The 12218-nt window shown below is 64.2% G+C and carries 9 protein-coding genes; 5 read left to right on the forward strand and 4 right to left on the reverse strand.

The genetic code is table 11. From position 1 onward, the window contains the following. Positions 1-196 precede the first annotated feature (196 nt). On the reverse strand, positions 197-2281 hold the full coding sequence (locus EN851_RS31075; protein ID WP_135917518.1) for a hydantoinase/oxoprolinase family protein: 2085 nt from the start codon (positions 2279-2281) through the stop codon (positions 197-199). A gap of 220 nt (positions 2282-2501) precedes the next feature. Here EN851_RS31075 and EN851_RS31080 point away from each other — a divergent pair, with 220 nt between their 5' ends. From EN851_RS31080 to EN851_RS31100, 5 genes are all read left to right on the forward strand, one after another. Next, positions 2502-3329: a ferredoxin--NADP reductase gene (locus EN851_RS31080; RefSeq protein ID WP_127275363.1), complete on the forward strand. Its 828-nt coding sequence runs from the start codon at positions 2502-2504 to the stop codon at positions 3327-3329. 204 nt (positions 3330-3533) lie between these two features. Further along, positions 3534-4580 (forward strand): deoxyribose-phosphate aldolase, encoded by a 1047-nt coding sequence (gene deoC, locus EN851_RS31085; RefSeq protein WP_127871140.1) that lies wholly within the window; start codon positions 3534-3536, stop codon positions 4578-4580. A gap of 66 nt (positions 4581-4646) precedes the next feature. Further along, entirely contained in the window at positions 4647-7019 is a 2373-nt protein-coding gene (locus EN851_RS31090; RefSeq protein ID WP_127871139.1) for an aldehyde dehydrogenase family protein, read from the forward strand. A 173-nt stretch (positions 7020-7192) separates the two neighbouring features. Continuing rightward, positions 7193-7924, forward strand: coding sequence for an SDR family oxidoreductase (locus EN851_RS31095; RefSeq protein ID WP_127871138.1), 732 nt, complete (start codon positions 7193-7195; stop codon positions 7922-7924). A 210-nt stretch (positions 7925-8134) separates the two neighbouring features. After that, on the forward strand, positions 8135-8980 hold the full coding sequence (locus EN851_RS31100; RefSeq protein WP_127275359.1) for a fumarylacetoacetate hydrolase family protein: 846 nt from the start codon (positions 8135-8137) through the stop codon (positions 8978-8980). A gap of 167 nt (positions 8981-9147) precedes the next feature. Here EN851_RS31100 and EN851_RS31110 read toward each other — a convergent pair whose 3' ends face one another. Genes EN851_RS31110 through EN851_RS31120 form a run of 3 tightly spaced genes read right to left on the reverse strand, consistent with a single transcriptional unit; the run spans position 9148 to position 12059 of the window. After that, a complete protein-coding gene (locus EN851_RS31110; RefSeq protein ID WP_135930720.1) occupies positions 9148-10146 on the reverse strand; it encodes an ABC transporter ATP-binding protein in 999 nt (332 codons plus the stop codon). Positions 10147-10161: 15 nt separating this feature from the next. Then, positions 10162-11223: a Gfo/Idh/MocA family oxidoreductase gene (locus tag EN851_RS31115; RefSeq protein ID WP_135930721.1), complete on the reverse strand. Its 1062-nt coding sequence runs from the start codon at positions 11221-11223 to the stop codon at positions 10162-10164. Then, positions 11220-12059 carry a carbohydrate ABC transporter permease gene (locus tag EN851_RS31120; RefSeq protein WP_135930722.1) on the reverse strand — a complete coding sequence of 280 codons (840 nt, stop codon included), beginning with the start codon at positions 12057-12059 and terminating at the stop codon, positions 11220-11222. The genes EN851_RS31115 and EN851_RS31120 overlap by 4 nt, the downstream gene beginning before the upstream one ends. Between the last annotated feature and the right edge of the window lie 159 nt (positions 12060-12218).

Below are 12218 nucleotides of genomic sequence, written 5' to 3' on the forward strand. Positions count from 1 at the left end.
AGACGTATGAAGCTCGTCCGCCGCAGCGCCGCGCCAACCAAACCGCTTGGCGCTGCGGCGGATGCATAGGGGGAGAACTGTTACCTATGTATCCGGTTCAATCTGTTACCCATCTATCGGCTGGACACCGGCAGGGCGATGAGGGGCAGCGCGAGGCCGACTGTAAAAGGACAGAAACTAACAGACGAATTTCCCATCATTCCTTGCCCACATCGATGATGATGTTGCCGTCGGCGTCGCAGCGCGCGCGGTCGCCGGGTTCGAGCACGGTGGTGGCGTCCATCTGTTCGAGGATCGCCGGCCCTTCGATGACCGCATCGAGCGGCAGCTTTTCCCTGATGTACACCGGCGTGTCGTGCCAGCGTCCGCCATACCAGACCGGCCGGATTTCGCGCCGCGCCTCTTCCAGCGTTTTTGCCCGCCCGGCCGGGTCGATCAGGCGTGACAAGTCGATCGCCGGGCGCATCCCGGTGACCGAGGTGTTGAGGTTGACGAGGTTGGCGCGGATTTCGGGCAGCTCGACCTTGAAGCGAGCGAAATAGGCTTTCTCGAACAGGCCCTGCAATGCAGCTCGCGTTACCGAGGAGGACGGCAACGGCACGTTGATGATGTGGGTCTGGCCGACGAACTGCATGTCCGCGGAGTGGGTGACGCGGATCGTTGCCGGCTTCACCGCTTCCTTGGCGATCAGTTCCTCGCCTTCGTTCCGGTGCCGTTCCAATACTTGGTGGAGCCGGCTTTCATCAAGCAGGGCCACTGGCTGGTTGATGGTGTTGACGAAGTCGTGGCGCAGATCGGCGACGACGCAGCCGAGCGCATTGGTGATGCCGGGACGCGCCGGCACCAGCACTTTGGGCAGGCCGAGTTCGCGGGCGAGCGCCGTCGCATGCAGCGGCCCGGCGCCGCCGAAGGCGAACAGCGCGAAATCGCGGGGATCGTGGCCGCGCGATACGGATACCATGCGGATGGCGCCGGCCATCTTCATGTTGCCGAGCCTGAGCACCGCGCCAGCCGCTTCGACGCCGGACAGGCCGGTCGACTTGCCGATCCGGTCCTCGAAAATGCCGGTGACGCGCTCCGCTGTGACCGGATTGTCGACGGCCAGCAATTTCTTCGGCGCCAGCCGGCCGAGCACCAGGTTGGCGTCGGTGATGGTTGGCTCGGTCCCGCCGCGCCCATAGCAAATCGGGCCGGGATTGGCGCCCGCGCTTTCCGGACCGATCTGGATCAGTCCGGCCGCATCGACGCGGGCGATCGAACCACCGCCGGCGCCAACCGTATGCACCGCCACCATCGGGACATGGATCGGCATGGCGTATTCAATCTCGATCTCGTTCGAGACCGCCGGCTCGGCGTTGCGGATCAGCGCCACGTCGGTCGACGTGCCGCCCATGTCGTAGGTGACGAGGTTTTCGAAGCCGGCGCGCTTGCCCGTATAGGCGGCGGCGATGACGCCGGAGGCGGGCCCCGACATCACGGTCTTTGCCGATTCACGTGTGACGAAGCGGGCCGATATCATGCCGCCATTGCCGTTCATGATGAGGAAGTCTCTGATATAGCCCCTCGCGGCCAATTCCTTGCGCAGCCGCTCGACATAGCGCTCGAGTATCGGCTGCACCGAGGCATTGACCGAGGCGGTTACCCCGCGCTCGAATTCGCGTGCCTCCGACAGCAGCGCGTGGCCGGTGGTGATGTAGCCGTTCGGCCAGAACTCGGCGGCGATTTCGGCCGCCCGCCGTTCATGCGAAGGGTTGGCGTAGGAATGCAGGAAGTGGATAACGAGGGATTCGCAACCGGCGGCGATCAGCGCCTGTACGGCCTCACGCATTTCGACCTCGTCGAGCGGCGTGCGGATAGCACCTGATGCCTCGACGCGTTCGGACACCTCCAGCCGCAAATTGCGCGGGATGACCGGAACGAAGGTGCCCGTCATGCCATAGGGCTGCGGCCGCGTGCGCCGGCCAAGCTCGATCACATCGCGAAAACCGCGCGTGGTGATCATGCCGGTTTTCGCCAGGCGGCGCTCCAGCACCGCATTCGTGGTGGTGGTCGTGCCATGCACGATGAGATCGATGCCGTCGACCGGAAAGCCGGTGGCGCCAAGCGCCGAAACCACGCCAAAGGCCTGGTTGTCGACCGTGGTCGGGGTCTTGGCCAGATACACCTTGCCGCCGTCCTTGCCGTCGATCAGCAGCAGGTCGGTGAAGGTTCCGCCGACATCGATGCCGGCGACGACGCTGCCCAGGGAATCCGGCGGCTGCACCGAAAAATTCTCTTTCATTGTCGAAACCCGAAATGCTGGGACTACGGATATGCCGCAGTTTGGAAAGGTGTTTTACGGCGGCATCTTGACGCAAATATCGTTTGTATACTAATAAATTCTCGACACAAGAGCTTACCGCCTCGCAGTGTGTGCAAGGCACGCCGGAACCTGAATGGTTCGGGCGCGCACGGGAAAGTTTGGCGCCCGCGTCTGTAATTGGGCGAGAAGGTTGGAATTGATGAACACCACGCCCGCGTTCAATACCGCTGAAGCCCGCCCGCTGCAGTTTCCGATTCCGGCCAATGTCTATGCCGAAACCGTCGTCTCGGTGAAGCACTATACCGACCGGCTGTTCTCGTTCCGGATCACCCGTCCGCAGTCGCTGCGCTTCCGCTCGGGCGAGTTCGTGATGATCGGCCTGCCCAATGCCGAGAAGCCGGTGTACCGCGCCTACTCCGTCGCCAGCCCGGCCTGGGACGAAGAGCTGGAATTCTTCTCGATCAAGGTGCCGGACGGCCCGCTGACCTCGGAACTGCAGAAGATCCAGGTCGGCGACACCGTGATCATGCGCCAGAAGTCGACCGGCACGCTGGTCGTCGACGCGCTGACCCCGGCCAAGCGGCTGTTCATGATCTCGACCGGCACCGGCATCGCGCCCTTCGCCAGCCTGCTGCGCGACCCCGACACCTACGAGAAATTCGATCAGCTGATCCTGACCCATACCTGCCGCGACAATGCCGAGCTGATCTATGGCCAGGAACTGGTGGCGGCACTGGAAAGCGACCCGCTGATCGGCGAGCTGACCGCCGGCCGCGTCACGCTCTACAATTCGACGACACGCGAAGAGTCGGCGCGCATGGGCCGCATCACCGCGCTGATCGGCTCCGGCAAGTTCTACAGCGATCTCGGCATCGAGAAGCTCAATCCGGAAACCGACCGCATCATGATCTGCGGCTCGATGCACATGCTGAAGGACGTCAAGGAGCTGGCCGAAAGCCTCGGCTTCCAGGAAGGGTCGCTCAGCCACCCCTCGAGCTTCGTCGTCGAACGCGCCTTCGTCGGCTGAGGCCCGCGGGTCTCCCAGAAACCTTGTTTTGACCTTCCGGTCAAAAATCAGCTGCTTTCGCGGCCTTTTTCGGCTATCCCTCGCTTGAGGACTCGTGAAGCACGGCTTCGCGGGCTATCTTCGTGCGTGTCGCCCAAAAGTGTCGAACGGCTTTGGGAGGACGATGCGCCATCAGGCGCACGCCGCTGAATGAAAGGGCAGGAGATGAGCAGCACAATCCGCGAAGCCGATCTTGGCACCAAGGTGACGCCGCTGCCGGCACGCGCCGCCGCCAACACGCCGGTGCCGCTGGATCATCACATCGCGCGCAATCCCGGCCTGAAACTCGATCTCGGTTTTCTGGAATCGGTGCGCAGCGTCAACCGCTCGGCGCTGGAGCGCCGCGTCGCCAGCCTGACCAAGCGGCGCTCGATCAAGGCCGACAACCAGGCCGCCTGGCTGCTGCGGGCGATCGCCTGCATGGACCTGACGACACTGAACTCCAACGACACCGAGGAACGCGTGCGCCGGCTCTGCGCCAAGGCGATCAACCCGCTGCGCCGCGACATCATGGAAGGCCTCGGCATTGCGGGCGAAACCATCCGGCCGGCCGCCGTCTGCGTCTATCATCCCTTCGTTGCCACGGCCGTTGACGCCGTGCGCGGCACCGGCATCCATGTCGCCGCCGTCTCCACCGCCTTCCCGCACGGCCTGGCGCCGCTATCGACCCGCCTGCAGGAAATCGAGGCCTCGGTGAAGGACGGCGCCGACGAGATCGACGTCGTCATTCCGCGCGGCCTGGTGTTCGGCGCCAAGTGGCGGGAGCTCTACAACGAAATCGTCTCGATGCGTGCCGCCTGCGGGGACGCGCATCTGAAGGTCATTTTGGGCACCGGCGACCTCGCCACGCTGCGCAATGTCATGCTGGCCTCAATGGTGGCGATGATGGCGGGCGCCGATTTCATCAAGACCTCGACCGGCAAGGAAAGCGTCAACGCCACGCTGCCCGTCGGGCTTGCCATGGTGCGCGCCATCAGGGCCTATTTCGAGGAAACCGGCTATCTCATCGGTTTCAAGCCGGCCGGCGGCATTTCCACCGCGAAAGTGTCGCTCGACTGGCTGGTGCTGATGAAGGAAGAGCTCGGCCGGCCCTGGCTGGAGCCGGAGCTGTTCCGCTTCGGCGCGTCGAGCCTGCTCACCGACATCGAGCGCCAGCTCGAGCATCATCTGACCGGGCATTATTCGGCCAATCACCGCCACGCGATGGCGTAAGGCGAGCGAGGCCTTGAACGTGGAGCCCTACGGCGCCCCCCTGACAATTATCTGGAGCCCCGCCTGATGAACATTCTCGAACGCTATCACGCCATGGAATACGGCCCGGCGCCGGAGGCGCGCAACGAAGCTGATGCCTGGCTCGCGGCGCGCGATTTCGGCAAGGCGCTGTTCATCGGCGGCGATTGGAAGGCGGCGAGCGGCGGCAAGACTTTCGAGACCAGCGAACCGTCCTCCGGCAAGTTGTTGGCCAAGATTTCGGACGCCAACGCCGCCGACATCGACGCGGCCGTCGCGGCGGCCACGAAAGCGCTGCCGAAGTGGAGCGCCAGTTCAGGCTATCAGCGCGCGAAAGTGCTCTACGCCATCGGCCGCGCCATGCAGCGCCACCAGCGCCTGTTCGCGGTGCTTGAGACAATCGACAATGGCAAGCCGATCCGCGAGAGCCGCGATATCGACGTGCCGCTGGCCATCCGCCATTTCATCCATCACGCCGGCTGGGCACAGGCGCTGGACAGGGATTTCCCTGGCCACAAGGGTGTCGGCGTCGTCGGCCAGATCATCCCGTGGAATTTCCCGCTGCTGATGCTGGCCTGGAAGATCGCGCCCGCACTCGCGGCGGGCTGCACGGTGGTGCTGAAGCCGGCCGAATTCACGCCGCTCACATCAATCCTGTTCGCCGAGATCTGCGAACGCGCCGGTGTGCCGAAGGGCGTCGTCAACATCGTCCAGGGCGGCCCGGAAGCAGGAGCGGCGATCGTCAACCATCCCGGCATCCAGAAGATCGCCTTCACCGGCTCGTCCGAGGTCGGCAAGATCATCCGCAAGGCCACCGCCGGCTCGGGCAAGAAACTGTCGCTGGAACTTGGCGGCAAATCGGCCTTCATCGTTTTCGAGGACGCCGATCTCGACAGCGCCGTCGAAGGCCTCGTCGACGGCATCTGGTTCAACCAGGGCCAGGTCTGCTGCGCCGGTTCGCGCCTCTTGGTACAGGAAGGCATCGCCGACGCCTTGATCGCCAAGGTCAAGACGCGGATGAGCCGGTTGCGAGTCGGCAGCCCGCTCGACAAGAACACCGATATCGGCCCGCTGGTCGACCTGACCCAGCTCGACCGCGTCAAGGGACTGATCGCCGAGGGTGCCCGGCAGGGCGCCGTCTGCTGGCAGCCGGATGCAGCGCTGCCGTCTTCCGGCTACTATCATCTGCCGACGCTGGCAACGAGTGTTTCGCCGGCTAATATCCTTGCCCAGGAGGAGGTGTTCGGGCCTGTGCTCGCCACCATGACCTTCCGCAACACCGAGGAAGCGATCGAGCTTGCCAACAACACACGCTACGGGCTCGCCGCCTCGGTGTGGAGCGAGAACGTCAATCTCGCGCTCCATGTGGCGCCTCAGCTGAAGGCCGGCGTGGTGTGGGTTAACGGCACCAACATGTTCGACGCCGCCTGCGGCTTCGGCGGCTACCGCGAGAGCGGCTTCGGCCGCGAGGGCGGGCGCGAGGGCATGTTCGAATATCTATCGGCAAAATTGCCGCTCGGTTCGGTCATCAAGCCGGCGACGTCGTCCGCTCAGCCCGTCGAACAGGCGGATGGCTCAGCCATCGATCGCACGGCCAAGCTGTTCATCGGCGGCAAGCAGGTGCGGGCGGACGGCAATTATTCGATTGCCGTCGCCACCGCCAAGGGCAAGCTTGCCGGCGAAGTCGGGCTCGGCAACCGCAAGGATATCCGTGACGCCGTTTCAGCCGCGCGCGCCTGCAAGGCCTGGCCGGAGGCAACCGCCTATAACAGGTCCCAGGTGCTCTATTACCTGGCCGAGAACCTTTCCGGCCGTGCCAGCGAGTTTGCCGCCCGCCTCACCGAACTGACCGGGGCCAACGCCAAGGCGGCGCGGGACGAGGTCGAACAGTCGATTGAGCGGCTGTTCCTCTACGCCGGCCTCGCCGACAAGTTCGAGGGCCGGGTGCACCAGCCGCCGGCGCGTGCCGTGACGCTGGCGTTGCATGAGCCGGTCGGCGTCGTCGGCATCGTCGCGCCCGACAATCAGCCCTTGCTCGGCTTCATCTCGCTGGTCGCGCCGGCGCTGGCCATGGGCAACACGGTGGTGGCCGTGCCGTCGGAACGCCACCCGCTGCTGGCCACCGATCTCTATCAGGTCATCGAATATTCCGACGTGCCCGCCGGCGCCATCAACATCGTTACCGGCCGCACGGCGGAGCTTGCAGGCGTGCTGGCCAAGCATGACGACGTCGACGGGCTCTGGCTGTTTGCCGACGCCGACACCTGCGCCAAGGCGGAAGCCGACTCCGTCGGCAACCTCAAGCGCGTCTGGAGCGGCAATGGCCGCAGCCTCGACTGGGCCTCGGAAGAAGCCGCCGGTGACGCCTTGCTGCGCCGCGCCATCGAGGTGAAGAATGTCTGGGTGCCTTACGGCGACTGATGTTCGCACTTGGTGATCGCGTTCGGGCTTGACGCCCGGACGCATGTTCTTTAACGAGAAAAAACATCTTTATCAGTGAACTGGCACAGGCCGCACGATCGCGCCTGACTGGCACACGACGCCTTCGCCGGCCGCCGATAAAGGCAGTTGACCCAAGCAGGCGAGGAAAAGATATGGCGGATCTGGCAGGCAAGGTCGTTGTCATCACGGCGGCGGCGCAAGGCATCGGCAAGGCAAGCGCGCTGGCCTTCGCCAAGGCTGGCGCCACCGTCCATGCCACCGACATCAACGAGACGCTGCTGGCGGAACTCGCCAAGACCTCCGGCATCAAGACGCGCAAGGTCGACGTCCTCAATGACGAGGCGGTCAACTCGGCCTTCGCCGAGATCGGCCGTGTCGATGTGCTGTTCAACTGCGCCGGTTTCGTCCATTCCGGCTCGATCCTCGAGATGAAGGATGGCGACCTCGATTTCGCGCTCAACCTCAACGTTCGCGCCATGGTCCGCACCATCCGCGCCGTGTTGCCGGGCATGCTGGAGCGCGGCGACGGATCGATCATCAACATGGCCTCGCTGGCGAGCTCGACCAAGGGTGTACCGAACCGCTTCGTCTATGGCCTGAGCAAAGCCGCGGTCATCGGCCTGACCAAGGCGGTCGCGGCCGACTATGTCGGCAAGGGCATACGCTGCAACGCCATCTGCCCCGGCACGGTCGAGAGCCCTTCGCTGGAGGACCGAATGCACGCGCAGGGCGACTACGAAGCCGCGCGTGCCGCCTTCATCGCCCGCCAGCCGATGGGCCGGCTCGGCACGCCGGAAGAGATTGCCGATCTCGCCGTCTACCTGGGCGGCGCCACCTACACATCGGGGCAGGCCTACAATATCGACGGCGGCTGGTCGATCTGAGCGCTGCCCGGAGACAATCGCGGGCACCGGGCGATCGGGTTTGGCGAAGGATCGGGAAGTCTGAAAATCCCGCTCGCCGGCTGTCAAAACAGGCTGCCTGCGCTTGTCGTGAAGCAGGCCGGTGGCTAGGGTCCGCCCGGTTCCGAAAGGGCTGATGCCTCGGCGGAGAGTTTGTAGAACGGCCGCGAGGCCGCAATCAGGAGAAGATGCATGAAACTGCTGCGCTATGGCGAGGTGGGAAGCGAACGTCCCGGCCTGCTCGATGCGGATGGAACGATCCGCGATCTCTCCGCCCATGTCGCCGATATCGCCGGCACCACGCTTCATCCGGCCTCGCTCGACATGCTGTCGAAGCTCGATGCAAAGTCGCTGCCGGCGGTTTCCGGCAAGCCTCGGCTCGGCGCCTGCGTGGCCGGCACCGGCAAGTTCATCTGCATCGGCCTCAACTATTCCGACCACGCCGCCGAAACCGGCGCTACCGTGCCGCCGGAGCCGATCATCTTCATGAAGGCAAGCTCGGCCATTGTCGGCCCCGACGATGACGTGCTGATCCCGCGCGGCTCGGAGAAGACCGACTGGGAAGTCGAGCTCGGCGTGGTCATCGGCAAGACCGCGAAGTATGTCAGCGAAGCCGATGCGCTCGACTACGTCGCCGGTTACTGCGTCTCCCATGACGTGTCCGAACGCGCTTTCCAGGCCGAGCGCCAGGGCCAGTGGACCAAGGGCAAGAGCTGCGACACGTTCGGTCCGACCGGCCCGTGGCTGGTGACCAAGGACGAAGTATCCGACCCGCAGAACCTCAAAATGTGGCTGACCGTCAACGGCAAGACGATGCAGAACGGCTCGACCAAGACCATGGTCTACGGCGTCGCCTATCTCGTCTCCTACCTCAGCCAGTTCATGTCGCTGCACCCCGGCGACATTATTTCCACGGGCACCCCGCCCGGCGTCGGCCTGGGCATGAAGCCGCCGGTGTTTCTCAAGGCTGGCGATGTGGTGGAGCTGGGCATCGAAGGCTTGGGGCAGCAGAAGCAGACGTTTAGGGCTGACGTTTAAGTCAGCGATCCTTGCGAAGCTTGCGCCGCCCCTCATCCGCCTGCCGGCACCTTCTCCCCGTATAGTAACGGGGAGAAGGGAAGCGCTCCAGCGTTGGCGACCCCCTCTCCCCGTTTTTCACGGGGAGAGGGTAAGGGTGAGGGGCAGCGCCGACCTACGCTGAAACACTACTTCAGCACCTTCCCATCAGCGCCAAACCGATAGGTCCTCCCCGGATCGGGCGTCGCATAAAGCGTGGCGCCGGGTTCCGCGTCGTAGACGCCGAAAATCCGCACGGTGATCAGCCCGGCCTTCTCGCAGTCGAGATAGAGATTGGTGTCGGCGCCGAGATGCTCGGCATGGACGACCGTGCCCTTCCAGGCGCCGGATTTCGGATCGACGGTCAGATGCTCCGGCCGCACGCCGATGCTCTTGGCTGTCTCGCCGAGGCGGGCGCCGTCGACGAAATTCATCTTGGGCGAGCCGATGAAGCCGGCGACGAACTCGTTTGCCGGCGAATTGTAGAGCTCCATCGGGCCGCCGATCTGCTCGATTTTTCCCGCGTTGAGCACGACGATCTTGTCAGCCAGCGTCATCGCCTCGACCTGGTCGTGGGTGACGTAGATCATCGTCGCCTTGAGGCGGCGGTGCAACTGCGCGATTTCCAGCCGCGTGTTGACGCGCAACGCGGCATCGAGGTTCGACAGCGGCTCGTCGAACAGGAACAGTTTCGGCTCGCGCACCACGGCGCGGCCGATGGCGACGCGCTGGCGCTGGCCGCCGGAGAGCTCCGCCGGCCGCCTTTCCAGGTACGGCTCCAGCGACAGCATGGACGAGGCGATGCCGATGCGACGGTCGATCTCCGCCGCAGGGGTGTTCGCCTGCTTGAGGCCGAGGCCCATATTGTTCTTCACCGTCAGATGCGGATAGAGCGCATAGGTCTGGAATACCATGGCGATGCCGCGTTTCGCCGGCGGCGTGACGGAGACGTCCTCGCCATCGATCAGCACCCGGCCCGAGGTCGAATCCTCCAGCCCGGCGATGACCCGCAGCAAGGTCGACTTGCCGCAACCCGAAGGGCCGACAAAGACGACGAACTCGCCATCCGTCACTTCGAGGTCGATGCCCTTCAGCACCTCGACCGGCCCAAAGGCCTTTTTCACATTCTCGATATTTAGCGAGCCCACGGCTTCTTCCTGTCGTTAGAGTTTGACGGCTGCGCCGCTACGCACGCTCTCGTCGGCGGCAAGGCAGACGGCGAGCGACCGCACCGCATCGTCCATGTGGCGGGTCAGGTCCAGGTCCTCGCGAATTGCCTTGAGGACAAAAGCCTGTTCGAGATCACACAAGTCCTGATGGCCGGGTTCGCCTTCCATCGACAGCATCTCGTCCGGCTTTAGGAACTTGCCGTCCGCGCCGGTCGCGGCGCTGTGCAGGCGGATGGTCGAGGTCTTGGTATGGGTGTCGATGTCGTCGGACTTCACGCCCTCCTTCATGACGATCGACACGCAGCCCTTGGGCGAGATGACGTCCTTCACGAAGAAGGCGGTTTCCGAAATCATCGGGCCCCAGCCGGCCTCGTACCAGCCGACCGAACCGTCATCGAAGAGCACCTGCAGATGGCCGTAATTGTACATGATGGGCGCCACCTCGTCGGTCAGCCGCACGCCCATGCCGCGCACCTCGACCGGCTTGGCGTCGGTGATCTGCAGCATCACGTCGAGATAGTGCACGCCGCAATCGACGATCGGCGAGGTCGTCTGCATCAACTGCTTGTGCGTCTCCCAGGTCGGCCCTGAGGATTGCTGGTTGAGGTTCATGCGGAACACGTAGGGTCCGCCGAGCTTGCGCGCCTCGGCGATCAGCCTGATCCAGGACGGGTGATGGCGCAGGATATAGCCGATCACCAATTTTCGGCCGTTGGCCTTGGCGGCGGCGACCACGCGTTTGGCATCCGCCACCGTCGTTGCCAGCGGCTTTTCGACGAAGACATGGGATCCGGCCTCGAACGCTCTCACCGCATAGTCGGCATGGCTGTCGGAATAGGTGGCGATGCAGGCGACATCCGGTTTTTCCTCGCGCAACGCGTCGTCGAACGAGCGTCTGATGCCATAGCCGGACAGCCCCTCCGGCAACGGCACGTCGGAACGGTTGATCAGGGCGGCGATCTCAAAGCCTGGATTGGTGTGATAGGCCAGCGCGTGACTGCGCCCCATATTGCCGAGCCCGGCGACGACGACACGAAGGGGTCTTTCTGAACTCACTTGACGGCTCCGGAAGTAATGCCGCGGATCAGCTGCCGCGAGAAAATGACGTAGAGGATCAGCACCGGCAGGATCGCCAGCGAAAGCGCGGCCAGGATGGCGTTCCAGTTGGTGACGAACTGGCCGAGGAAAAGCTGGGCGCCGAGCGTCACCGTCTTGGTCTCTTCGGACGGCGCCAGGATCAGCGGGAACCACAGGTCGTTCCAGATCGGGATCATGGTGAAGACGGCGACCGTCGCCATTGACGGCCGCACCAGCGGCACCACCAGGCGGAAGAAGATGGTGTACTCCGACAGGCCGTCGATGCGGCCGGCATTCTTCAGATCGTCGGACACCTGCTTCATGAATTCGGACAGGATGAAGACGGCCAGCGGCAGGCCCTGCGCGGTGTAGACCAGGATCAGCGCCGTCAGCGTGTTGACCAGCCCGCTCGCCACCATCAATTGCAGGATGGCGACGGTGGCCAGCCGGATCGGGATCATGATGCCGAGCGCCAGGTAAAGCCCCATCAGCGTGTTGCCGCGAAAGCGGTATTCCGACAGCGCGAACGCCGCCATGGCGCCGAACAGCAGCACGAAGAACAGCGAGCCGACGGTGACGACGAGACTGTTCTGGAAATAATGGATGAAATCGCCCTGGCCGATCACCGTGGTGTAGCCGATCAGGTCGAAGGTTTTCGGCGTCGGCGGCGTCAGCGGCGCGCCGAAGATGCCGGCGCGCGACTTGAACGAATTCATGATGACCAGAACCACCGGGAAAAGCGCGATCACCGTGTAGGTCAAGAGGATCGCGTGGGCGCCGATGGTGCGTGGCAGCGAACGGGTGGCGACGCTCATTGGAAAGTCTCCCGAACAGCCGTGGCGGGCGAGGTTTGCGCCAAGGCACCCCCCTCTGTCCTGCCGGACATCTCCCCCTCAAGGGGGGAGATCAGCAGCGTTGATGTTGCGACACGTCCTGCGGCGCAGAAAATTGGCGAAGCCGGCGATGACATCCAA

The organism is Mesorhizobium sp. M8A.F.Ca.ET.208.01.1.1 (assembly GCF_004791315.1).
GTDB lineage: Bacteria > Pseudomonadota > Alphaproteobacteria > Rhizobiales > Rhizobiaceae > Mesorhizobium.